Annotated in this window: 21 protein-coding genes; 6 read left to right on the forward strand and 15 right to left on the reverse strand. The window is 61.3% G+C overall.

Annotated features, from left to right (window positions below):
* Positions 1 to 257 precede the first annotated feature (257 nt).
* Positions 258 to 434, forward strand: a complete 177-nt coding sequence (locus tag AC13EY_RS01370; RefSeq protein ID WP_228247729.1) for a type 2 periplasmic-binding domain-containing protein — start codon at positions 258 to 260, stop codon at positions 432 to 434.
* 122 nt (positions 435 to 556) lie between these two features.
* Here the strand turns inward: AC13EY_RS01370 and guaA are convergent, their stop codons facing one another.
* On the reverse strand, positions 557 to 2137 hold the full coding sequence (guaA, locus tag AC13EY_RS01375) for a glutamine-hydrolyzing GMP synthase (RefSeq protein ID WP_228247727.1): 1581 nt from the start codon (positions 2135 to 2137) through the stop codon (positions 557 to 559).
* Positions 2138 to 2249: 112 nt separating this feature from the next.
* Positions 2250 to 3722, reverse strand: a complete 1473-nt coding sequence (guaB, locus tag AC13EY_RS01380; protein WP_088274742.1) for an IMP dehydrogenase — start codon at positions 3720 to 3722, stop codon at positions 2250 to 2252.
* 179 nt (positions 3723 to 3901) lie between these two features.
* Between guaB and xseA the strand changes: the two genes are divergently transcribed.
* The 3 genes from xseA (at position 3902) to leuA (ending at position 8010) form a co-directional block, all read left to right on the forward strand.
* Positions 3902 to 5278, forward strand: a complete 1377-nt coding sequence (gene xseA / locus AC13EY_RS01385; protein WP_233049039.1) for an exodeoxyribonuclease VII large subunit — start codon at positions 3902 to 3904, stop codon at positions 5276 to 5278.
* A 3-nt stretch (positions 5279 to 5281) separates the two neighbouring features.
* Positions 5282 to 6124, forward strand: coding sequence for a peptidoglycan DD-metalloendopeptidase family protein (locus tag AC13EY_RS01390; RefSeq protein WP_458363656.1), 843 nt, complete (start codon positions 5282 to 5284; stop codon positions 6122 to 6124).
* Positions 6125 to 6339: 215 nt separating this feature from the next.
* Positions 6340 to 8010 (forward strand): 2-isopropylmalate synthase, encoded by a 1671-nt coding sequence (gene leuA, locus AC13EY_RS01395; protein ID WP_335599398.1) that lies wholly within the window; start codon positions 6340 to 6342, stop codon positions 8008 to 8010.
* A gap of 30 nt (positions 8011 to 8040) precedes the next feature.
* Here leuA and AC13EY_RS01400 read toward each other — a convergent pair whose 3' ends face one another.
* Entirely contained in the window at positions 8041 to 8421 is a 381-nt protein-coding gene (locus AC13EY_RS01400; protein ID WP_228247724.1) for a winged helix-turn-helix transcriptional regulator, read from the reverse strand.
* Positions 8422 to 8538: 117 nt separating this feature from the next.
* Here AC13EY_RS01400 and AC13EY_RS01405 point away from each other — a divergent pair, with 117 nt between their 5' ends.
* Positions 8539 to 9645 (forward strand): alkene reductase, encoded by a 1107-nt coding sequence (locus tag AC13EY_RS01405; protein ID WP_228247723.1) that lies wholly within the window; start codon positions 8539 to 8541, stop codon positions 9643 to 9645.
* Between the two features lie 192 nt (positions 9646 to 9837).
* Here AC13EY_RS01405 and der read toward each other — a convergent pair whose 3' ends face one another.
* The 12 genes from der to trmJ all read right to left on the reverse strand — a co-directional run bounded on the left by der (position 9838) and on the right by trmJ (position 21830).
* Positions 9838 to 11259 (reverse strand): ribosome biogenesis GTPase Der, encoded by a 1422-nt coding sequence (gene der, locus AC13EY_RS01410; RefSeq protein WP_228247491.1) that lies wholly within the window; start codon positions 11257 to 11259, stop codon positions 9838 to 9840.
* A 91-nt stretch (positions 11260 to 11350) separates the two neighbouring features.
* The gene (gene bamB, locus AC13EY_RS01415) at positions 11351 to 12487 is read right to left on the reverse strand and encodes an outer membrane protein assembly factor BamB (protein ID WP_228247513.1); all 1137 of its coding nucleotides are present in this window, start codon (positions 12485 to 12487) and stop codon (positions 11351 to 11353) included.
* 8 nt (positions 12488 to 12495) lie between these two features.
* Positions 12496 to 13140, reverse strand: coding sequence for a YfgM family protein (locus AC13EY_RS01420; RefSeq protein ID WP_228247492.1), 645 nt, complete (start codon positions 13138 to 13140; stop codon positions 12496 to 12498).
* Between the two features lie 40 nt (positions 13141 to 13180).
* Positions 13181 to 14458, reverse strand: a complete 1278-nt coding sequence (gene hisS / locus AC13EY_RS01425; RefSeq protein WP_266101902.1) for a histidine--tRNA ligase — start codon at positions 14456 to 14458, stop codon at positions 13181 to 13183.
* Between the two features lie 25 nt (positions 14459 to 14483).
* Positions 14484 to 15596 (reverse strand): flavodoxin-dependent (E)-4-hydroxy-3-methylbut-2-enyl-diphosphate synthase, encoded by a 1113-nt coding sequence (gene ispG / locus AC13EY_RS01430; RefSeq protein ID WP_088274725.1) that lies wholly within the window; start codon positions 15594 to 15596, stop codon positions 14484 to 14486.
* A gap of 14 nt (positions 15597 to 15610) precedes the next feature.
* Positions 15611 to 16555, reverse strand: coding sequence for a RodZ domain-containing protein (locus AC13EY_RS01435; protein WP_233049038.1), 945 nt, complete (start codon positions 16553 to 16555; stop codon positions 15611 to 15613).
* Positions 16552 to 17307: a type IV pilus biogenesis/stability protein PilW gene (pilW, locus tag AC13EY_RS01440; protein WP_228247494.1), complete on the reverse strand. Its 756-nt coding sequence runs from the start codon at positions 17305 to 17307 to the stop codon at positions 16552 to 16554. Before pilW ends, AC13EY_RS01435 begins: the two co-directional genes overlap by 4 nt.
* A 27-nt stretch (positions 17308 to 17334) precedes the next feature.
* The gene (rlmN, locus tag AC13EY_RS01445) at positions 17335 to 18492 is read right to left on the reverse strand and encodes a dual-specificity RNA methyltransferase RlmN (protein ID WP_228247495.1); all 1158 of its coding nucleotides are present in this window, start codon (positions 18490 to 18492) and stop codon (positions 17335 to 17337) included.
* Between the two features lie 39 nt (positions 18493 to 18531).
* Positions 18532 to 18957 carry a nucleoside-diphosphate kinase gene (ndk, locus tag AC13EY_RS01450; protein WP_088274719.1) on the reverse strand — a complete coding sequence of 142 codons (426 nt, stop codon included), beginning with the start codon at positions 18955 to 18957 and terminating at the stop codon, positions 18532 to 18534.
* Positions 18958 to 19069: 112 nt separating this feature from the next.
* A complete protein-coding gene (locus AC13EY_RS01455) occupies positions 19070 to 20221 on the reverse strand; it encodes an IscS subfamily cysteine desulfurase (protein ID WP_228247496.1) in 1152 nt (383 codons plus the stop codon).
* An 11-nt stretch (positions 20222 to 20232) separates the two neighbouring features.
* Positions 20233 to 21048 carry a serine O-acetyltransferase gene (gene cysE, locus AC13EY_RS01460; protein WP_228247497.1) on the reverse strand — a complete coding sequence of 272 codons (816 nt, stop codon included), beginning with the start codon at positions 21046 to 21048 and terminating at the stop codon, positions 20233 to 20235.
* Between the two features lie 2 nt (positions 21049 to 21050).
* A complete protein-coding gene (gene trmJ, locus AC13EY_RS01465; RefSeq protein ID WP_228247498.1) occupies positions 21051 to 21830 on the reverse strand; it encodes a tRNA (cytosine(32)/uridine(32)-2'-O)-methyltransferase TrmJ in 780 nt (259 codons plus the stop codon).
* A gap of 135 nt (positions 21831 to 21965) precedes the next feature.
* Between trmJ and suhB the strand changes: the two genes are divergently transcribed.
* Entirely contained in the window at positions 21966 to 22781 is an 816-nt protein-coding gene (gene suhB / locus AC13EY_RS01470) for an inositol monophosphatase family protein (RefSeq protein ID WP_228247499.1), read from the forward strand.
* Positions 22782 to 22834 lie beyond the last annotated feature (53 nt).

The following is a 22834-nucleotide window of genomic DNA, read 5'->3' on the forward strand; positions in this document are numbered from 1 at the left end:
CGCTACGCAACATCAGCAAGAAATGGACGATGCCGATCCGTGACTGGAAAGCGGCACTGACACGCTTTACGATCAGCTACGAAGGCAGGCTGCCACAGTAGTAACCCCATCCCCGGTTACACAGAATTCTGCACACCCTCGTTCAAACCGTCGGACAGTCGAGCAATGCGGCATATTGCGGAATTTGTCGGCTACTCCGGTTTCGAGCGGCTGACACCCGGTTCCAAAAACTCTCCTGAACGTTCTGTAACAGGGGCATTTTTCCAGCGTGGGCGCCGACCGCAATGGTGAGAGAAGAACTGCACAGCGGAAAACCGGTCAGTCTGTTGAATGACTGGTTTACCACCTATGACGGCTATTACCTGTATTACCCGAGTCGCCGTCAATCATCCCCGCTGTTTCGCTTGCTGGTGGATGCACTGAGGTTCAAATAGAAAAACCGGGTAATTCCAGGTAATTAATCAAAGTCCAAAAACAAACAACCCGGCAATGGCGCCGGGTTGAATGAACGCCTGTCATTGACAGACGGTTACCAGAGAGTGCCCGTCGTTGCCGGCTACTCCCACTCAATCGTCGCCGGCGGCTTGCTCGAGACGTCGTAGGTAACGCGGGAGATGCCTTCGATTTCGTTGATGATGCGGTTGGAGACCTTCTCCAGCAGCTCGTAAGGCAGGTGCGCCCAACGAGCGGTCATGAAGTCGATGGTTTCAACTGCACGCAGGGCAACCACCCAGGCGTAGCGACGGCCATCACCGACCACACCAACCGACTTGACCGGCTGGAATACCACGAAGGCCTGGCTGGTCTTGTGGTACCAGTCGAAGTTGTGCAGTTCCTGAATGAAGATGTGATCCGCCAGACGCAGCAGGTCGGCATACTCCTTCTTCACTTCACCGAGGATACGCACGCCCAAACCCGGACCCGGGAACGGGTGACGGTAGACCATGTCGTAGGGCAGGCCGAGTTCCAGACCGATCTTGCGCACCTCGTCCTTGAACAGTTCGCGCAGCGGCTCGACCAGTTCAAAGGCCATGTCGTCAGGCAGACCGCCGACGTTATGGTGCGACTTGATCACGTGGGCCTTGCCGGTCTTGGCGCCAGCCGACTCGATCACGTCCGGATAGATGGTGCCTTGGGCGAGGAACTTCACGTCCTGCAGCTTGGTCGCTTCGGTATCGAACACTTCGATGAAGGTGCGGCCGATGATCTTGCGCTTCTCTTCCGGATCGGCGACACCGGCCAGACGGCCGAGGAACAGATCTTCGGCATCAACACGGATGACCTTGACGCCCATGTTCTCGGCGAACATGGCCATGACCTGATCGCCTTCCTGGTGACGCAGCAGACCGTTGTCGACGAAGACACAGGTCAGCTGGTCGCCGATGGCCTTGTGCAGCAGCGCGGCAACCACCGAGGAGTCCACACCGCCGGACAGGCCCAGCAGCACCTTGGAGTCGCCAACCTGCGCACGCACGGTGGCGATGGCATCTTCAACGATGTTGGCCGGCGTCCAAAGCGCTTCACAGCCGCAGATGTCGAGCACGAAGCGCGACAGAATGCGGCCGCCCTGCTTGGTATGCGTCACTTCCGGGTGGAACTGCACGCCGTAGTAGCCGCGCTCGTCATCAGCCATCGCCGCGATCGGGCAGCTCGGGGTGCTGGCCAGGATGTGGAAGCCTTCCGGAATCGAGGTGACCTTGTCGCCGTGACTCATCCACACATCCAGACCAAGCACGCCGTCGGCGTCCACGTGATCTTCGATGCCGTCCAGCAGACGGCCCTTGCCGACCACATCGACACGGGCATAGCCAAACTCGCGAACGTCGGAACCTTCAACCTTGCCACCCAATTGCTCTGACATGGTCTGCATGCCGTAGCAGATGCCGAACAGCGGTACGTTCAGATCAAATACCGCCTGCGGGGCGCGCGGGCTGTCAGCGGCGTGCACCGACTCCGGGCCACCGGCCAGGATGATGCCACGCGGCGCAAAGGCGTTGATGTCCTCGGCGCTCATGTCCCAGGGATGGATCTCGCAGTAAACGCCGATCTCGCGCACCCGACGGGCAATGAGTTGGGTGTACTGGGAACCGAAGTCCAGAATCAGGATGCGGTGAGCGTGAATATCATGCAGGGACATGGAATTTCCTCAGAAAAAGTAAGCTACAAGCGCCAAGCCGCAAGCTACAAGTACACGCCGTACTGCTTGCAGCTTGAGGCTTTCAGCTTGCCGCTGGCGGGTTGAGCTGCGCTCAACCTACCCGATAGTTCGGCGCTTCCTTGGTGATCTGCACGTCATGTACGTGCGACTCACTCATGCCTGCGCCGGTGATGCGAACAAACTCGGGCTGGGTGCGCATCTGCTCGATGGAGCTGGAGCCGGTATATCCCATGGAAGCACGCAGGCCGCCCATCAATTGATGGATGATGGCAGACAGCGCGCCCTTGTAGGGTACGCGGCCTTCAATGCCTTCAGGCACCAGTTTCTCGGCACCGGCCGCGGAATCCTGGAAGTAACGGTCTGCGGAACCACCGCCAGCGTTGGCCATCGCACCCAGCGAGCCCATGCCGCGGTAGGCCTTGTAGGAACGGCCCTGGAACAGCTCGACTTCGCCCGGCGCTTCTTCGGTACCGGCGAACATGGAACCCATCATCACAACGGACGCGCCAGCAGCGATAGCCTTGGCCAGATCACCGGAGAAACGAATACCGCCGTCCGCGATCAGCGGCACGCCGGTGCCTTCCAGTGCGGCAGCCACGTCGGCAATGGCAGAAATTTGCGGTACGCCAACGCCGGCAACGATACGGGTAGTACAGATGGAGCCCGGGCCAATGCCCACCTTGACGGCATCTGCGCCGGCCTCAGCCAGCGCCTTGGCGGCAGCGCCAGTGGCGATGTTGCCGCCGATCACCTGAATGTCCGGGAAGTTCTGCTTGACCCAGCTGACGCGGTCGATCACGCCCTTGGAGTGGCCGTGTGCGGTATCAACGATGATCACATCAACACCGGCAGCCGCCAGCGCTTCAACGCGAGCCGGCGTTTCCGGGCCAGTACCAACAGCGGCGCCAACCAGCAGGCGACCCTGATCGTCCTTGGCAGCGTTCGGGTAGGCACGGGCCTTTTCGATGTCCTTGACGGTCATCATGCCCTGCAGGCGGAAGGCGTCGTCAACGATCAGCACTTTCTCGATGCGATGAATGTGCAGCAGCTGACGCACTTCGGAAGCGGCGACACCTTCCTTGACGGTGACCAGTTTGTCCTTGGGTGTCATTACGTCGCTGACCAGCGCATTCATGCGGGTTTCAAAGCGAATATCGCGGGCAGTCACGATACCGACCAGATCACCGTTGGACAGCACCGGCACACCGGAGATGTTGTTCTGGTGAGTCAGTTCGATCAATTCGGCAACGGTAGCGCTGGCGTCGATGGTGATCGGGTCACGGACCACACCGGATTCGAATTTCTTGACCTTGCGGACTTCGGCGGCCTGCTGCTCGACGGTCATGTTCTTGTGGATGATGCCCATGCCACCTTCCTGCGCCATGGCAATCGCCAGACGGGCTTCGGTGACGGTATCCATCGCAGCAGACAGCAGCGGGATGTTCAGTTCGATACGACGGGTCAGACGGGTCTTGAGACTCACGTCCTTGGGCAGGACCTCGGAGTATCCGGGCACCAGGAGAACGTCATCAAAGGTAAGTGCTTCTTGGCGAATACGCAGCATAGCAGGCTCCCGAGCGGGAAAAATGGAAGCGCGCCATTATACCTATCACCCCGGTCACACTCAATTGGATTCGGCATGCTAAATCACCACAGATATCAGCTGCTGCACGCTGCCCGGGCGGTCGTGAACACGCCATTTCAATGCACCTGAATTTGTCGCCAGCCTGCTAGAATGCGCCCATGAACGACGACCACCTGTTTCAGAAGCTGACCGCCGAGCCGGATGTGCTCAGCGTCAGCCAACTCAACGCCCGCGCCAGACAGCTGCTGGAAGACGTCTTCCCGCGTATCTGGGTCGAGGGCGAGCTGTCCAACCTGTCGCGCCCCAGCTCCGGACACATGTACTTCACCCTGAAGGATGACCGCGCGCAGATTCGCTGTGCCCTGTTCCGCCAAAATGCCGCCCGGGTGCGACTCGCGATGCGCGACGGGCAGCAGATCCGTGCCCGCGGCCGGGTCAGCCTGTATGAAGGTCGCGGTGACTATCAGTTGATCGTCGACAGTGTCGAGGCGGCCGGTGACGGCGCGCTGCGCCAGGCTTTCGACGCACTCAAGGCCAAGCTGCAGGCCGAGGGCCTGTTCGACAGCGAGCACAAACGCCCCCTGCCCGCCCATCCGACCCGGATCGGGGTCATTACCTCACCGAGCGGCGCCGCAGTACGCGACATCATCAGCGTCTTCGGCCGCCGGGCACCGTTCATCGAGCTGGTGATTGTGCCCGCTGCGGTGCAGGGCCGTGAGGCGGCACCGCAGCTGGTCAAGGCGCTGGAGCGGGCTGACCGTGCCGGCTTCGACGCCATTATCCTCAGCCGCGGCGGCGGCTCGCTGGAGGATCTCTGGCCGTTCAACGAGGAAAGTGTCGCGCGCGCCCTCGCCGCCTGCCAAACGCCGACCATCAGCGCGGTCGGCCACGAAACCGATTTCTCCATCAGCGACTTTGTGGCCGATGTGCGCGCCCCGACTCCGTCGGCCGCGGCCGAGTTGCTCAGCCCGGATCGGCTGGCTCTGCTGCGTCAGGTCGAGCAACTGCAGCGCCGCCTGCAGCAGCGCCTGAGCGAGCGCCTGAGCCGCGCACGCCTGCAACTCGATGGCCTGCGCCGGCGCCTGCGCCATCCCGGCGAACGCCTGGCCCAGCAGGCTCAGCGACTGGACGAACTGGAAATGCGCCTGCGCCGTGCGCTCGACAACCGCCTGCGCCAGCGCAGAGATCGCCTGCAGCACCTGCAGACACGGCTGAATACCCAGCATCCGGGCCGTCGCCTGCAGCGCCTGCATGAACAGTGGCAACAGCTCGACCAGCGCCTGCCGCGCGCCATGCAACAGCAATTGAAGCAACAGCAGACCCGCCTGCAGCAACAGGTGCAGGCGCTGCATCTGGTCAGCCCGCTGGCCACCCTGGGGCGCGGCTATAGCATCCTGCTGGATCAGCAGGGCAAGGCGGTGCGCAGTGCTGGCGACACCCGCCCGGGCCAGCGCCTGACTGCCCGCCTGCACGACGGTACACTCGCGGTGGAAGTCGTAAAAGACGAACCCCATACCCTCTCGCTGCTGGACTGATCCATGCTCGGTAATCGATTGCGCCGCCCGCTGGCGGTACTGCTTCTCACCGCCTTCAGCCTGCCCGCGCTGGCCGATGGTTTTATTACCCGGCTGCTCAACAAACCGGTGCCCGGCGGCGTTGCCGTAGTGGTGCTGCCCGAGCAAGCCGAGGCGCCGCGGGCAACCTTTCAGGGCAAACCGCTGCTGACCATCCGCGAAGATGGCCAGCGCTGGATCGCCATCGTCGGGCTGGGCCTGGATGTACCGGCCGGCCAGCAGCAAATCGATCTGGCGGACGGTCGCCAGCTGGCATTCAATGTCGGCTCACGCGAGTACACCCAGCAGCACATCACCCTGAAGAACCGCAGTCAGGTCAATCCGGATCCGGCGCAACTGGCACGTATTGAGCGTGAGCTGAAAGAGCAGACCGATGCCTACGCGCATTTCAGCCCGCGCCAGCCCAGCAACCTGCTGTTCGACCGTCCGGTGCCTGGCCGCCAGTCCAGCCCCTTCGGTGTACGCAGGTTCTTCAATGGCGAGGAACGCAATCCGCACTCCGGCCTCGACTTCGCCGCCGGCACCGGCACGCCGATAAAGGCGCCCGCTGCCGGCCAGGTCATTCTGGTGGGTGACTACTTCTTCAACGGCAAAACCGTCTTCGTTGACCACGGCCAGGGGCTGATCAGCATGTTCTGCCACCTGTCAGCCATTGACGTGGCCGTGGGTCAGGAAATCCCCCGCGGCGGCGTTCTCGGCAAGGTGGGTTCTACCGGCCGCGCTACCGGCCCGCACCTGCACTGGAATGTCAGCCTGAATGGCAACCGGGTTGATCCGACGATTTTCATTGGCACCTACCAGCCTTGAGCCCGCCCGGAAAACGGGCGCGCAAAGATCCGGCAGAATTCGCGCCACAGCGACAATAAGAACCAACATTTATTCACCAAAAGGTGATTCCTGCCAATTTTTTTCAACTTGTTGCAACTCAAAACCTCAGACATTACCTTCTACTGCAACCAACTCTTATCTGCCATTGCCTCAGGCCTTCACAAGAGGCCGGCCAGCCCAGGGAAACCCAGACCATGAGCATGCTCAAAGACCCGTCCAGCAAGTACCGCGCGTTCCAGCCGATCAACCTGCCCGACCGCCAGTGGCCCAGCCGCACCATTACCGAAGTACCGGTCTGGTGCAGCTCCGACCTGCGTGATGGTAACCAGTCACTGATCGAGCCGATGGATCCGGCGCGCAAGCTGCGGTTCTTCAAGACGCTGGTCGCTGTAGGGCTGAAGCAGATCGAAGTTGCCTTCCCATCTGCCTCGCAGACCGATTTCGACTTCGTGCGCACGCTGATTGAGGATGGCCATATCCCGGAAGACGTCACCATTCAGGTGCTGACCCAGGCCCGCGCCGATTTGATCGAACGCACCTTTGAGTCCGTTCGAGGTGCCAAGAAGGTCATCATTCATGTCTACAATGCGACCGCACCGAGCTTCCGCCGCATCGTCTTCAAGCAGGACAAGCAGGGCGTGACCGATATTGCCGTCAACGCCGCCAAGCTGATCAAACAGCTGGCCGCCAAGCAACCAGACACCCAGTGGACCTTCCAGTACTCACCGGAAATCTTCACCTCAACCGAACTGGACTTCGCCGTTCAGGTCTGTGATGCCGTGCTCGACGTCTGGCAGCCGACGCCCGAGAACAAGGTGATCCTCAACCTGCCGGCTACCGTCGAGGTCTCCACTCCGAACATTTACGCCGACCAGATCGAATGGTTCTGCCGCCACATCAGCCGCCGCGACAGCGTGCTGGTCAGCCTGCACACCCACAACGATCGCGGCACCGGTGTAGCCGCGACCGAGCTGGGCCTGATGGCCGGGGCTGACCGCGTCGAAGGCTGCCTGTTCGGCAACGGCGAGCGCACCGGTAACGTCGACCTGGTCAACGTGGCGCTGAACATGTACACCCAGGGTCTGTATCCGGGGCTCGACTTTTCCGATATCGACGCCGTGCGCAAGGTGGTCGAGGAGTGCAACCAGTTACCGGTTCATCCGCGCCACCCGTATATCGGCGATCTGGTCCACACCGCCTTCTCCGGTTCGCACCAGGATGCGATTCGCAAGGGCTTTGCCCAGCAGGACCCGAACGGCATTTGGGAAGTCCCCTACCTGCCGATCGATCCGGCTGATATCGGCCGCAGCTACGAGGCGGTCATCCGCGTCAACAGCCAGTCCGGCAAGGGTGGTATCACCTATCTGCTGGAACAGGAGTACGGCATCAGCCTGCCGCGCCGCATGCAGATCGAGTTCAGCCAGGTGGTTCAGGGTGAAACCGATCGCCTTGGCCTGGAGCTGACTGCAGCGCAGATTCACGGTTTGCTGGAGAAGGAATATCTGCAGGCAACCAGCCCGTATGCGCTGATCCGTCACCGCCTGCAGGAAGAAAACGGCACCAGCGCGGTCGACGTCGAAGTGCTCAATCAGGGTAATACCCTGCATTGGCGCGGTCTGGGCAAGGGCCCGCTGGAGGCACTGGTCGCCGGTCTGCCGGTTGCCGTGGAGATCATGGATTACCACGAGCACGCCATCGGCTCGGGCACCAACGCCAAAGCCGCGGCCTACGTTGAAGTCCGCCTGGACGGCGGTCGCCCGGTACACGGTCTCGGTATCGACGAGAACCTGACTACCGCCAGCTTCCGTGCTCTGTTCAGCGCACTCAACCGGGCACTGCGTCAGGCCGAGGCACAAGCCGCCTGACCCTGAATCCGCAGGGCATCGTCCTGCGGATCAGCCTTCTGCACCGGCAGCGCTCTGCTGCCAGTGCTCTCTCCCCCAGCTGCACATCGCTGCCAGTACCGGCTGCAAACTCGCACCGTGCTCGGTAATCCGATACTCCACCCGTGGCGGCACCTCGGCAAACACCGTGCGACTCACCACGCCGTCGCGCTCCAGCTCACGCAACTGCTGGGTCAGCATCTTCTCGGTAATACCCGGCACCAAACGCTTCAACTCCGAGAAGCGCTGCGGGCCCTGAATGATGTGGTAGGCCAATACAGCCTTCCACTTGCCGCCGATCACATCCAGCGTGACTTCGATAGGCGTCGAGTAGGTCTTGTCGCCACGCACCAATCGCTTGCTCTCGGCGATACGCAACTGCTCTTCGGTCATCTTATGATTACCTTTTGGTAAGTGACTGCCAAAATCGTACGTACTTGCCAAAAGGAATGCCACCCCCATAATGGCCGGCATTGGTAATTCACCGATGACTGAATCTGGGAGACACCCATGTCCAGCAATACCCTGTTTCAACCCGCTCGCCTCGGCAGCCTTCAGCTGCCCAACCGCGTGGTAATGGCCCCGCTGACCCGCCAACGCGCCGCCCAGCCCGGCAATCTGCCCCACGCTCTGAACGTCGAGTACTATACCCAACGCGCCAATGCCGGTCTGATCATCAGCGAAGGCGTGCAGATCAGCCCCGAAGCACAGGGCTACGCCTGGACGCCGGGCATTCACAGCCCCGAGCAGATTGAAGGCTGGAAGGCTGTCACCGAGTGCGTGCACAACGCCGGTGGTCGTATCTTCCTGCAGCTGTGGCACGTTGGCCGCATCTCGCACACCCTGATTCAGCCCAACGGTCAGGCACCGGTTGCCCCGTCGGCTATTGCCGCCAAAGCGGAGGTATACGTTCAGGAGCCGGACGGCAGTCATCACAAAGCCGCGGCATCAACCCCGCGCGCCCTGGAAACTGCAGAGCTGCCTCAGGTGGTGGAAAGCTACGCCCAGGCGACCCGCAACGCACTGCAGGCCGGCTTTGACGGCGTAGAGATTCACGCTGCCAACGGCTACCTGCTTGACCAGTTCCTCTGCTCCAACAGCAACCAGCGCACCGATGCGTATGGCGGCAGCGTCGAAAACCGGGCCCGTTTGGTACTCGAAGTCGTCGATGCAGTGGTCGCCGCCGCCGGCGACGCCGGCATCGTTGGCATCCGCATTTCTCCGCTCGGCACCTTCAACGGTGTTGAGGACGCCAACCCGCTGGAAACCTTTACCTATCTGCTGGAGCAGCTGAACAGCCGAGGCCTGGCCTACGTCCACGTCAACAAGCCGGACTGGGCGGGTGGCAGTTACGAGGGTTTCGACGAGTTGCTGGCCGCGCTGCGCAAGGTCTACAAGGGCGACTTTATCCTCGCTGGCGGCCTGGATGGCGAAAGCGCCTCCGCCGCAATCGACAGCGGTCTGGCGCAGTTTGCGGCGTTCGGGCGCCCCTACATTGCCAACCCGGACCTTGTCGCACGGCTGCAGGCCGGCGCGCCGCTCAATCAGGTCAACCCGCGCACGCTGTACGGCGGCGGCGCAGAAGGCTACACCGACTATCCGGTGATGGATGCCTGAATAGTGCAATTGCAGGGGGATGAGCACGCGGTACCACCCGCCTGACGGACGCGACATGTCGCGTCCCTACGAATGCAACGCCCCCTCCTGTAGGGCCACGGCATGCCGTGGCCGTGCGGCTGCCGGGAGAATGGATGCCTGAACAGCGGATACAAAAAAGCCGGCTTGATGCCGGCTTTTGTTTGAGCAGGATCAGCGCTTGTCCTTACTCTTCTTCTTCATCTTCTTGTTGTGACTCATCAGGCGGCGCTTCTTGTTCACCTGACGCTCGGTCAGCGTGTTCTTGCGATCGGCGTAAGGGTTGTCACTGCCCTTGTACTCGACACGGATCGGCGTACCGGTCAGCTTGAGCACCTTGCGGAAGGTGTTCTCCAGATAGCGGGTATAGGAGCGCGGCACCGCGTCGACCTGATTGCCGTGCACCACGATAATCGGCGGGTTGGAGCCACCGAGGTGGGCATAGCGCAGCTTGATGCGACGGCCATTGACCATTGGCGGCTGGTGCTCGCTGACGGCATCTTCCAGAATCTCGGTCATGCGGCGCGTCGGAATCTTGGTCATCGCAGCCTGATAGGCCTGATCCACTGACTTGTAGAGCAGGCCGACACCACTGCCGTGCAATGCAGAAATAAAGTGGATGTCGGCGAACTGGGCGAAAATCAGCCGGCGCTCCAGTTCGGTTTTGACGTACTCCTTCTCTTCCTGCTTCATGCCGTCCCACTTGTTGACGGCAATCACCAGAGCGCGCCCCGCTTCGAGTACAAAGCCCAGCAGGTGCAGATCCTGCTCGACAATCCCTTCCCGGGCATCGACCACAAAGATCACCACGTTGGCGTCCTGGATCGCCTGCAGGGTCTTGATTACCGAGAACTTCTCGATGGCCTCGAACACCTTGCCGCGACGGCGCACGCCGGCGGTATCGATCAGCGTGTAGGGCTTTTCAAAGCGCTCATAGGGGATGTAGATACTGTCACGGGTAGTTCCCGCCTGATCGAACACCACAACCCGATCTTCGCCGAGCATGCGGTTGACCAGCGTGGACTTACCTACGTTGGGTCGGCCGATAATCGCAATTTTGGTGCCGATCGGCTCAACCACGCGCCCTTCTTCACCCGTAACCTGCAGGCTCTCGTCGTTGAGTACCGCGTCCAGCATCGGGTTGATATTGCGGCCGTGCGCGGCGGCAATACCCAGCGGCTGGCCCAGGCCAAGGTTGGCGAACTCGCCCAGGATGGCATCCGGATCCGCGCCATCAATCTTGTTGGCGATCAGATAGGTGTGCTTGTTGCGCTTGCGCAGGTGCTCGGCAATCTGCTCATCGCCTGCGGTACGACCAGCGCGCGCATCGACCAGAAACAGCACGGCGTCGGCTTCTTCGATAGCCTGCAGAGATTGACCTGCCATCATCAGATCGAGGCCTTGCTCGTCCCCGGTGATACCACCGGTATCGACCACGATATAGGGTTTGCCCTGCCAGACTGCCTCGCCGTATTGACGGTCGCGGGTCAAGCCGGCGACGTCGGCAACAATAGCGTCACGACTCTTGGTCAGACGGTTGAACAGGGTGGATTTGCCGACGTTCGGCCGCCCCACGAGAGCGATGACAGGAACCATGATTACTCCGCGCACAGATGCTGTGCAAAAAAACAAAACGGCCGTTACACCTGACTGTGTAACGGCCGGGAAAGTATAACCGCTTTTCGGCTTACTTCAGCTTGTAGGCTGCCAGATCGCCGCTATTGCCGTAGACGAACAGCAGATCACCGATCACCAGCGGGCTGGCACGCAGACCGTCGCCATCGACCTTGACGCGACCGGCCATGCGACCGTCAGTCTGGGCCAGCAGGTGCAGATAGCCTTCGAAGTCACCTACCGCAACATAGTTGCTGAAGGCAACCGGTGCCGTCAGCTGGCGGCGAGCAAGCGATTCGTTGCTCCACAGCTCGCGAGCACTACCGGCGTCAAGCGCCTGCACGGTGCCGCTGGTTTCACTGACATACACACTGCCGAAGCCCGCGCCGGGACCAACATAGCTGGAGGCCGGATGCTCCCACAGCGGCTGCCCGGTCTGGGCATCCAGTGCGGCCACGCTGCCCTGATAGGACACAACATAAAGGCGCTGATCAACCAGCAGCAGTTGGCCGTCGATGTCGACCATACGCTCCAGCTCGGAACGCCCCTTGGGCTGCGCGACGCGCTGCTCCCAGAGGGGAATGCCGGTATCGGCTGCCAGCGCAACGACCTTGCCGCTGGCCATGCCGGCGAAGACCTGACGCACGCCAACGATCGGCGTGCTGTGGCCGCGCACGGTCAGCACCGGTAGCGAGGATTCATAGATCCAGCGACGCTCGCCGCTGCTGATATCCAGGGCAACCAGTTTGTCATCCTGCGTCTGCACGACGACCACGTCTCCGTTGGTCTGCGGCGGCGCCAGCACTTCGCTGGAAGCCTGCGCGCGCCACTTCTCGCTGCCGTCGTTCTCGTCCAGGGCGATCACCTGACCATCGAGGGTACCGACAATGACCAGACCACCGCCGGCACCAACAGCACCAGACAGGGGCGCCTTGAGTTTGACTTCCCACTTCTCGTCGCCATCTTCGCGATTCAATGCGACAACCCGCCCTTCGGCGTCGGCAGCGTACAGGGTCAAACCATCAAGGGCCGGGGTCAGGTTGTTGTACAGATCGCCCTGACCTACGCCGATGTTGCGCTTCCAGACACGGTCCAACTGAACCTCGGCATCAAACTTTTCCAGATCGGCCGGAGGCAATTCCTTCTTGCCGGAGCTGCTGCAACCGACCATCAATGCAGCGGCCAGACCCAGCACCAGATAACGGGACATCACTTTCACTAGGCTTCCTCCGCCAGATCATCCAGCTTCAATTGCAGTTGCGGACGCGCGGATGCATCCTCGAGCGCCTCAATGGCCGCCTGGTAGGCCGCCCGGGCTTCCGACTTGCGACCCAGGGCAAGCAGCAGGTCGCCCCGCACCTCTTCGCGGCCCGCCTTCAATTCGGAACCTTCGACCGGTGAGGCGAACAGCGCCAGGCCTTCTTCGGCACGCTCCTGTTGAGCCAGAACCCGCGCCAGACGCTGACGCGCCACTTCCTGCAGCGCCGCATCCTTGCTGGTGTCTACCAGCTCACGCAAGTGCTTCTCGGCAACAGGATAGTCACTCGCCTCAACCGCCATGCGCGCCTGCATCAAAGCAGCATAGTCGGCATAACGGGTGCTGGAATAGTCTTTACGCAGCTGGGTAGCCAGTTCCGCTGCGCGCGCACGCGACGCCTCGCTGTCACTGCTCAGTACGGATTCGAGCATGGTCTGGTAAAGGGTTGAAGCGCCCTGCGCCTGGCCCTGCTGATAGTTCTGCCAGGCATTCCAGCCAAACACCCCCGCAAGGGCTATAGCCACACCGGTGAGCAACGGCACACCATGGCGCTGCCAGAGTTCCTTCAGCTTCTCTACCTGTTCTTCTTCTGTCTCGTAAGCCACCCTAAAACTCCTTAGCCAAACCAGAAACGGCAAGCGCCGCTCAAATACTCTCTGCCAGTCGAGCCGGCACATCCTGCCAGCTCAAGGTTTCCTGCTCCTCACCACTGCGCAGCGGTTTGAAACCGATCTGCTGCGCAGCCACTTCGTCTTCGCCCAGCACCAGCGCGTAAAGCGCACCGGACCTATCGGCCTTCTTGAACTGGCTCTTGAAGCTGCCACCGCCAGCGTGCACGACCAGTCGCAATGACGGCAGCGCATCGCGCAGCTGCTCGGCCAGACGCAGTCCCGCCCTGGCAGCCACATCGCCCAGGGTGACGAGATAGACATCCACCTGACGGGCCAGTTCGGCGGGCACGCAATCAAGCGTCTCGATCAGCAGCAACAGCCGCTCGATACCCATGGCAAACCCCACAGCCGGCGCCGGCTTGCCGCCCAGCTGGGTTACCAGACCGTCGTAACGGCCACCGGCGCAGACGGTACCCTGGGCACCGAGCTGGTCAGTCACCCATTCGAACACCGTCAGGCCGTAGTAGTCCAGCCCGCGCACCAGTTTGGGATTGATTACGTAAGGGATGCCAACTTCGTCCAGCAGTGCACGCAGGCCGTCGAAGTGAGCGCGTGCCTCGCCGTTGAGGTAGTCGGCCAGCTTCGGCGCGTCTGTCAGCAGGGCCTGGGTCTCCGGCACCTTGCTGTCGAGGATGCGCAGCGGGTTGCTGGCAAGTCGGCGCTGGCTATCCTCATCCAACTGATCAAATCGCGCCTGCAGATAGGCAACCAGATCATCGCGGTAGCGGGCACGGTCTTCCGCACTGCCCAGGCTGTTCAGCTCCAGCTTGACCGCATTGCTGATACCCAGACGCTGCCACAGCCGCCAGGACAGCACGATCAGCTCGGCATCGATGTCCGGACCGGTCAGGTTGAAGGTTTCCACGCCGATCTGGTGAAACTGGCGATAGCGGCCCTTTTGCGGACGCTCGTGACGGAACATCGGGCCGTTGTACCAGACCTTCTGGGCAACACCGCCCCCGAGCAGACCGTGCTGCAGCATGGCGCGCACGCAGCCTGCGGTGCCTTCCGGGCGCAGGGTCAGCGAGTCACCATTACGGTCCTCGAAGGTGTACATTTCTTTCTCGACGATGTCGGTCACTTCGCCGATGGAGCGTTTGAACAGCTCGGTCGGCTCGACAATCGGCATACGTACCTGCTGGTAACCGTAGGTGGTCAACAGGTCAGCAACAGTGCGCTCAAAGTACTGCCACAGGGCGCTGTCTTCGGGCAGCACATCGTTCATGCCGCGAACGGCTTGCAGGGTCTTCAAAGTCTGTTTCCTATTACCTGACCGCTCAACCGCGGGCGATGGTGTTGGCATCCAGCGCCTGTTTGGCAGCCACTTTATCTCGAATCATTTTTTCCAGCCGGTCGACCAGCTCGGCGTTATCCACCTTCTGGTCCGGCTTGCCATCCTGATAGATCAGGTTGTTCGGCGAGCCACCGGTCAGGCCGATGTCGGCCTCCTTGGCTTCGCCCGGACCGTTGACGACACAGCCGATAACCGCAACATCCAGCGGTGTCAGCACGTCGTCGAGGCGCGCTTCCAGCTCGTTCATGGTCTTGACCACATCGAAGTTCTGGCGTGAGCAGCTCGGGCAGGCAATGAAATTGATACCGCGCGAACGCAGGCGCAGCGACTTCAGAATGTCGAAGCCGACGCGAATCTCCTCCACCGGGTCGGCCGCCAGCGAGATGCGGATAGTGTCGCCAATGCCTTCGGCCAGCAACATGCCAAGGCCAACGGCCGACTTCACCGTGCCCGAGCGCAGGCCACCCGCCTCGGTAATCCCCAGATGCAGCGGCTGCTCGATCTGCCTGGCCAGCAGGCGGTAGGCATCAACCGCCATGAAGACGTCGGACGCCTTGACGCTGACCTTGAAATCCTGGAAATCCAGGCGATCAAGGTGCTCGACGTGGCGCAGCGCCGATTCCACCAGCGCCGCCGGAGTCGGTTCGCCGTATTTCTTCTGCAGATCCTTTTCCAGCGAGCCAGCATTAACCCCGATACGAATCGGAATGCCATTGTGGCGCGCGGCGTCGACCACGGCCTTGACCCGGTCTTCCCGGCCGATGTTGCCCGGGTTGATGCGCAGACAATCAACACCCAGATCAGCGACCCGCAGGGCAATCTTGTAGTCAAAGTGAATATCGGCGACCAGCGCGATACCGACCTGCTTGCGGATTTCACCAAAGGCCTCGGCAGCCTCCATGCTCGGCACCGAGACCCGCACGATATCGGCACCAACCGCTTCCAGCCGCCGAATCTGTTCGACGGTAGCGGCCACATCACAGGTTTCGGTGTTGGTCATGCTCTGTACCGAAATCGGCGCATCACCACCTACCAGTACCGAACCCACCTTGATCTGCCGGGAGACACGACGTTTGACCGGCGACTCATGCTGCATAACTGACTGACCTCTTACTCGCCCAGACGCAGCCGGACGACACCGGACTGGCTCTGCGGCGGCAACGTTACGGGGTTACCCTGAAAGCGAATGGTGGTGACCGCACTGCGGTCGCCGATCACCAGGTTCAACGGACCTGCGTGATCAATGTCCAGCGCCTGGCCATCGCGCAACAGGCCACTGTGCAGGACCTGGCCGTCGACGGCACTGACCTGCACCCAGCAATCGGCGGCCACACTCAACTGCAGGCCACGCCCCTCGACGGCTGCAGGCTCCTCGACGGGAGCGACCACCTCAGTCTGTGCATCCGCAACCAGGGTCGCTTCCCGAGGCGCCTCCGCCGCATCCGCAACCGCCTCGGTCGCGAGCGGGTCGGCAGCCGGAGCTTCAGGCTCAGGGGCCAGCAAGTCGGCGGGCAGCGCCTCTGTCTGCTCGGCAATTGCCTCGGGCAACGTCATGGCATCGACCTCGACATCGTCCAGCAGCAACTCGGACTCCAGTTCTTCCATCGGCGGCAACGGCTCGGAGACAGGGCGGCCGGCTTCGTACCACCACCATGCCGAGGCCATCAGCACCAGCACAATCAGCAGGGTGCTCCAGCGCATGATGGACCGCCCAGCCCCGTTCGGCATCTGGACCCGGGCGATAGAACTGACCGGACGCTCGCGTACCTCGATACCACGATGCCGATCGAATTCAACGGCGAGCCGGTTGGGGTCCAGCCCCATCAGCCGCGCATAACTGCGTATGTAGCCGCGGGTAAAGGTATCACCGGGCAAGCGGTCGAACCGCCCTGCTTCGATGTGCTCTACCGCCTGACGCGAGATTTTCAGCTCCAGGGCAACCTCGGCGATGCTCAGGCCGCGAGCTTCACGGGCCTCGCGCAGGGTTTCACCAGGGTTACGCAGGGTGTTTGGTTCTGCCATGTCTGCTGCTGCATCATGACGCTCGGAACTCATGACTTTTCGGACTCCACAAGCGCGCGGGCTTCAGGACTGTTGGGATAGAGACGTTTGAGCTGCAGCGCATAGCTGGCAGCCTTGCTGTGATCCTCGAATCGACGCGCCAGGCGCACACCCAGCCAGAGGCTGGCGGCATTCTGCTCGGACAACTGGTCGAAGCGACGATAGTGATTCCACGCGGGCACAAAGTTGCCTTCAGCAAACTCGATCTGCGCCAGCTCAAGCAACGCACGCGGCTGGCGGATGTTCAGCCGCAGGGAGCGCTCGAGATTCTCGCGGGCGGCATCGATATTACCCATGCGCAGATAGGCGATACCCAGGTTCTCGAATACGCGCGAGCGTTCGCTGTAAAGCGTATCGGCTGCGGCCTTGTTGAAATACTCGAGAGCTTCCTGGTAGCGCTCGCGGTCAAGCAGAAACGCACCGTAATTATTCAGCAGCCGGGCGTTCTCCGGCTCACTGGCAAACGCAGTCCGAAAGTGCTTTTCGGCAGCGTCGTACTCGCCTTCCTGCTGGAATACCAGCGCCAGCACCATATTCGCCGATGCCGAGCGGGGGTCCAGCTTCAGCGCTTCACTCAGCGGCTGCTTGGCACGTTCGGTTTCCCCTTTCTGCAGATAACCGATACCGAGCTGAACGTAAGCATCGCGGGCGGCGGCCGGATCGACCTTGCGGCCGTTTTGCCCCGTGCTGACACAGCCCGCCAGCAGCAGACAGAAGATCAAGATCGCGGCGCTTGGCTTGCTCATGTCAACATCCTTTTCCGGCCTGAGTGATTAACCTGCAGTGTGCCGCGTCGTGGACGGCGCGGTCTCGGTTGCGTCTGTTGCCAACTGGCGTAGCGCAATGTAGCGCTCGCTTCGGCGGGTGCGATCCATAACCTGCCCGACCAGTTGCCCGCAGGCCGCATCGATATCTTCCCCACGCGTGGTGCGCACCGTGACGTTGTAACCGGCCTGGTGCAACATGTCCTGAAACCGGCGAATGGCGTTGTTGCTCGGCCGCTCGTAGCCGGAATGCGGGAAGGGATTGAACGGGATCAAATTGATCTTGCACGGAATATCGCGCAGCAGCTCGATCATTTCGGCCGCATGCTCGGGCTGGTCGTTGACCCCTTTGAGCAGGGTGTACTCGACCGTCAGCGAGCGCTTCTCGCCAAGCCCGGCGATGTAACTTTTGCAGGCCGGCAGCAAGACTTCCAGCGGATACTTCTTGTTCAGCGGCACCAGTTGGTTGCGCAAGGCGTTATTCGGCGCGTGCAGCGACAGCGCCAGGGCAACGTCCACCTTCTCGGCGAGCTTCTCGATCATCGGTACTACCCCGGAGGTAGACAGCGTCACCTTGCGCTTGGAGATACCGTAACCGAGATCGTCCATCATCAACGTCATGGCGTCCACAACGTTGTCAAAATTCAGTAGCGGTTCGCCCATGCCCATCATCACCACGTTGGTGACCGCACGATCGGCGGTAGCAGGAACGGAACCGAAGGACTTGCTGGCAATCCACACCTGGCCAATGATTTCGGCCACGGTCAGATCGCTGTTGAAACCCTGTTTGCCGGTCGAGCAGAAGCTGCAATCCAGCGCACAGCCCGCCTGAGACGACACACACAGGGTGCCGCGCCCGTTTTGCGGAATGTACACAGTCTCGACGCAACTGCCCGAGGCAACCCGGACGACCCACTTGCGTGTGCCGTCGCGGGAAATATCTTCGCTGACAACCTCGGGACCGCGAATTTCGGCGGTGGCCTTGAGCTTCTCACGCAGGGCCTTGCCGATATTGGTCATGTCATCGAAGTTGTCCACGCCATAGTGATGCATCCATTTCATGACCTGGCCGGCACGAAAACGCTTTTCTCCCAATCCTTCGAAGAAAGCTTCCAGTTTCTGCTGTGTCAGACCCAGCAGATTGGTCTTGCTGGTGGTATCGGTCATGGCGATCACATCACTCGGCTGAGATAACCCGACCCGGCCTTAGCGCGGGCAGAGTTCGGTTTCGGCGAAGAAGTAGGCCACTTCGCGCGCTGCGGAAGTGGTGGAGTCGGAGCCGTGAACCGCGTTGGCATCGATGGACTCGGCGAAGTCCGCGCGGATGGTACCGGCAGCGGCTTCTTTCGGGTTGGTAGCGCCCATCAGTTCACGGTTTTTCAGAACCGCGCCTTCGCCTTCCAGAACCTGAACAACAACCGGACCAGAAGTCATGAAGCCAACCAGATCCTTGAAGAAAGGACGCTCTTTGTGCTCGGCGTAGAAGCCTTCGGCATCGGCCTGGGACAGCTGAACCATCTTGGCAGCAACAACGCGCAGACCAGCCTGCTCGAAACGGGTCAGGATCTGACCAATGACGTTTTTGGCAACGGCATCGGGCTTGATGATGGACAGGGTACGTTCAACGGCCATAAAACTCTCCAGAGAGGTAGTTACAGAATAGAATTACAAAAGATGGTTAACCTGCGGATTATACGCAGGTTAAAGACAAATAGATAACAGCAGCGTAGCTGACGGCAAACCGTCAGCCGGCACGCAGGCGCGTTACCACCTGACAAATGATTTCGGCAGCCCGCTGCACGTCCTGCTCAGAGGTGAAGCGCCCGAGCGACAGACGAATTGAACTGTGCGCCAGCTCGTCGCTCAGACCAATCCCGCGCAGCACATAAGAGGGCTCGACCGCGGCAGAGGTACAGGCGGAGCCGGTCGACAACGCCAAATCCTTGAGTGCGAGCAACAGCAACTCACCGTCAACGCCAGCGAAGGCCAGATTGAGGTTGTGCGGCACCCGCTGTTCCGCGCTGCCGTTGAGGCTGACGCCGTCCAGCCCGGCCAGGCCCTTGAGCAGCGCGTCATGCAGAGCAGCAATTCGCGCCCCCTCGTCTTTCATCAGCTTGCCGGCCAGCTCGAAGGCTTCGCCCATACCCACGATCTGATGGGTCGCCAGGGTACCGGAGCGCAGCCCGCGCTCGTGACCGCCACCATGCATCTGCGCCTGCGGCTTGGGCGTCAGGCCTCGGCGTACAAACAGCGCACCGATGCCTTTTGGCCCATAGGTCTTGTGGGCGCTGAAGGACATCAGATCAACCGGCAGAGTCTGCAGGTCGATTGCCAGCTTGCCGGACGACTGCGCCGCATCGACATGAAACACCGCCCCGGCGGCATGGGCAACCTCACCCAGGGCCTGAATATCGTTGATCGTACCGATCTCGTTATTAACGTGCATCAGCGATACCAGCACGGTGTCTTCGCGCAGCGCCGCACGCAATTGCTCGGGCGTAATGACACCCGCCGCCCCCGGCTCAAGCCAGGTGACCTCAAAGCCTTCCCGCTCAAGCAGCTTGAAGCAGTCAATCACCGCCTTGTGTTCGATCTTCGAGGTAATCAGATGGCGCCCTCTGGCCTGCAAGGCATGCGCCATCCCCTTGATGGCCAGGTTGTCCGACTCGGTAGCGCCGGAGGTCCAGACAATCTCGCGCGGGTCGGCACCCACCAGGTCCGCGACCTGACGACGCGCGTTCTCAACCGCCTCTTCCGCTTTCCAGCCGTAGACATGGGAGCGCGAAGCCGGATTGGCAAAATTGCCATCCATGGTCAGGCACGCCACCATCTTCTCGGCGACCCGCGGGTCAACCGGCGTTGTAGCAGCGTAATCCAGGTAAATCGGCTGATTCATCAGCAACTCCGTCAAGGCTTCTCAGTAGTGGCATCGGTTGCCGCCACATCCGTCTCGTCATCCTTGAGCAGATCAAAATCCTCACCACCAAGCGCCGGCAGCTCCTTGGCGCAATAATCACTGCCCAGCTCACTCAATGCCTTGCACATGCCCTCGAGACGACTGTCTACCGCGTGCATATGATCCAGCATCTGCCCGATAGCACGTGCCACCGGATCCGGCATATCGCGACTGACGCCATAGGCATCGAAGCCGAGCTTTTCCGCCATGGCCTGACGATTGGCCTGCTGCTCGCACTCGGCGGAAGGCTCCGGGTCCTTCGGAATAATGCGCCCGGGAATGCCGACCGCGGTCGCACCAGCCGGCACTGCCTTGGTTACAACAGCATTGGAGCCAATCTTGGCTCCGGCACCAACGGTAAACGGCCCCAGCACCTTGGCACCGGCGCCGACAACGACGCCGTCCTCCAGCGTCGGGTGACGCTTGCCCTGATCCCAGCTGGTACCACCCAGCGTTACACCCTGATAAAGCGTAACGTCATTGCCGATCTCGGTGGTTTCACCAATCACCACACCAAAGCCGTGATCGATAAAGAAGCGACGACCTATCTTGGCTCCGGGATGAATCTCGATGCCGGTCAGCCAGCGGGCGAAGTGCGACAGCATGCGCGCCAAAAGGTAGGCACGGCGCACCCAAAGAGCGTGCGACACCCGATGCAACCAGACCGCATGCAAGCCGGGATAACAGGTCAGCACTTCCAGCGTGTTGCGCGCGGCAGGGTCACGGTGGAATACACTGGCGATATCTTCTTTCATGCGATCAAACATGGTCAGGTTCTCCGCTCGCCGGCTGCTTTGACGCCGACGGCCTTCTGGGTTTCGGTCAGGATGCCGCGCAGGATGTTCATCTCCATTCGATTCAAATGGACCCGCCCGTACAGGCGGCGCAAGCGCGGCATCAGCTGCCGTGGTTTCTGAGGGTCGTGGAAGCCGATTTCAACCAGCACCTGCTCCAGATGCTGATAAAACTGCTCCAGCTCGCCTGCGGTCGCCGGAATCTCGTTGAAAACAGCAGTGGTTTCGACCTTGTGCATCTTGGTGGGCGCACCCTCACGCTGCAAACCCTGCATACGCAGCTCGTAGGCCAACACCTGCACGGCTGCCGCCAGATTCAGCGAGCTGAAGTCCGGCATCGAGGGAATATGCACATGATACTGGCAACGCTGCAGCTCATCGGTGGTCAGACCGGAGTCCTCTCGACCAAATACCAGCGCGATCTGCGCGTCCGCAACCTGCTCCAGCTGATCCAGCACCTTGTCAGCGGATTCACGCGGATCCAGCACTGGCCAGGGAATGCGGCGATCGCGGGCACTGGTGCCGAGCACCAGCGAGCAATCGGCGATGGCTTCTTCCAGCGTCGCGACAATTCTTGCATTGACCAGCACATCGTCCGCACCTGAGGCGCGAGAAACCGCATCAGGATCGGGGAAGCGCTCGGGATCAACCAGCACCAGCTCGGACAATCCCATATTCTTCATGGCCCGAGCAGCGCCGCCGATGTTGCCAGGATGACTGGTGTTGACCAACACCACACGCACGTTCTTCAGCACAGCGACACCTTCAAGCCAAAAATGGGACCCTGCATCTTACAAAAGCTGCGACCTGATAGCCATGACGCATTTCTGTTCATTTTCAACTCTGCTACAATGTCCGGCTTTTCATCTTCCGACAGAGACATACCCCATATGCAGCCTATGCTGAACATCGCCCTGCGTGCCGCGCGCAGCGCAGGAGAGCTCATTTACCGTTCCATGGAACGCCTCGATGTGCTCGCCGTGGACGAAAAGGACGCGCGCGATTATGTTTCGGAAGTCGACCGCGCCGCCGAGCAGGCGATCATCAGCCAGTTGCGCAAAGCCTATCCGGATCACAGCATCCAGGCCGAAGAGAGCGGCTTCCAGCCCGGCCACGGCGACGGCGCCGATACCGTCTGGATCATCGACCCACTGGACGGCACCACCAACTTCATTCGCGGCGTACCGCATTTCGCCGTCAGCATCGCCTGCCGGGTCAAGGGCCGCATCGAGCATGCCGTCATTCTGGACCCCATTCGTCAGGAAGAATTCACCGCCAGCCGTGGCCGTGGCGCAGCACTGAACGGTCGCCGCCTGCGCGTCAGCAACCGCAAGTCACTGGAAGGCGCCCTGCTCGGCACCGGCTTCCCGTTCCGGGCCAATCAGGTCGACTCGCTGGATAACTACCTCGGCATGTTCCGCAGCCTGGTCGGCCAGACGGCCGGCATTCGCCGCGCAGGCGCTGCCAGCCTGGACCTGGCCTATGTTGCCGCCGGCCGCTTCGATGCCTTCTGGGAATTTGGCCTGGCCGAGTGGGACATGGCAGCCGGCGCCCTGCTGATCCAGGAAGCCGGCGGCCTGGTAAGCGACTTCAGCGGCGGCCACCAGTTCCTCGACAAGGGCCACATCGTCGCGGGCAACCCCAAGTGCTTCAAGGCCGTGCTGACCGCCATTCAGCCGCACCTGACGCCCGGGATGAAGATGTAACGCCCAGTCGCAAGCTGCAAGCCTCAAGCGGCAAGCTGGCCGTACGGGGCAGA

The organism is Halopseudomonas sp. L-58 (assembly GCF_056859475.1).

What these genes read in the sequence shown, in the direction of transcription:
- guaA (WP_228247727.1), bottom strand. Translation starts at nt 2,137, where the DNA reads ATGTCCCTGCATGATATTCACGCTCACCGCATCCTGATTCTGGACTTC.
- guaB (WP_088274742.1), bottom strand. Translation starts at nt 3,722, where the DNA reads ATGCTGCGTATTCGCCAAGAAGCACTTACCTTTGATGACGTTCTCCTG.
- xseA (WP_233049039.1), top strand. Translation starts at nt 3,902, where the DNA reads ATGAACGACGACCACCTGTTTCAGAAGCTGACCGCCGAGCCGGATGTG.
- AC13EY_RS01390 (WP_458363656.1), top strand. Translation starts at nt 5,282, where the DNA reads ATGCTCGGTAATCGATTGCGCCGCCCGCTGGCGGTACTGCTTCTCACC.
- leuA (WP_335599398.1), top strand. Translation starts at nt 6,340, where the DNA reads ATGAGCATGCTCAAAGACCCGTCCAGCAAGTACCGCGCGTTCCAGCCG.
- AC13EY_RS01400 (WP_228247724.1), bottom strand. Translation starts at nt 8,421, where the DNA reads ATGACCGAAGAGCAGTTGCGTATCGCCGAGAGCAAGCGATTGGTGCGT.
- AC13EY_RS01405 (WP_228247723.1), top strand. Translation starts at nt 8,539, where the DNA reads ATGTCCAGCAATACCCTGTTTCAACCCGCTCGCCTCGGCAGCCTTCAG.
- der (WP_228247491.1), bottom strand. Translation starts at nt 11,259, where the DNA reads ATGGTTCCTGTCATCGCTCTCGTGGGGCGGCCGAACGTCGGCAAATCC.
- bamB (WP_228247513.1), bottom strand. Translation starts at nt 12,487, where the DNA reads ATGTCCCGTTATCTGGTGCTGGGTCTGGCCGCTGCATTGATGGTCGGT.
- ispG (WP_088274725.1), bottom strand. Translation starts at nt 15,596, where the DNA reads ATGCAGCATGAGTCGCCGGTCAAACGTCGTGTCTCCCGGCAGATCAAG.
- AC13EY_RS01435 (WP_233049038.1), bottom strand. Translation starts at nt 16,555, where the DNA reads ATGAGTTCCGAGCGTCATGATGCAGCAGCAGACATGGCAGAACCAAAC.
- pilW (WP_228247494.1), bottom strand. Translation starts at nt 17,307, where the DNA reads ATGAGCAAGCCAAGCGCCGCGATCTTGATCTTCTGTCTGCTGCTGGCG.
- rlmN (WP_228247495.1), bottom strand. Translation starts at nt 18,492, where the DNA reads ATGACCGATACCACCAGCAAGACCAATCTGCTGGGTCTGACACAGCAG.
- ndk (WP_088274719.1), bottom strand. Translation starts at nt 18,957, where the DNA reads ATGGCCGTTGAACGTACCCTGTCCATCATCAAGCCCGATGCCGTTGCC.
- AC13EY_RS01455 (WP_228247496.1), bottom strand. Translation starts at nt 20,221, where the DNA reads ATGAATCAGCCGATTTACCTGGATTACGCTGCTACAACGCCGGTTGAC.
- cysE (WP_228247497.1), bottom strand. Translation starts at nt 21,048, where the DNA reads ATGTTTGATCGCATGAAAGAAGATATCGCCAGTGTATTCCACCGTGAC.
- suhB (WP_228247499.1), top strand. Translation starts at nt 21,966, where the DNA reads ATGCAGCCTATGCTGAACATCGCCCTGCGTGCCGCGCGCAGCGCAGGA.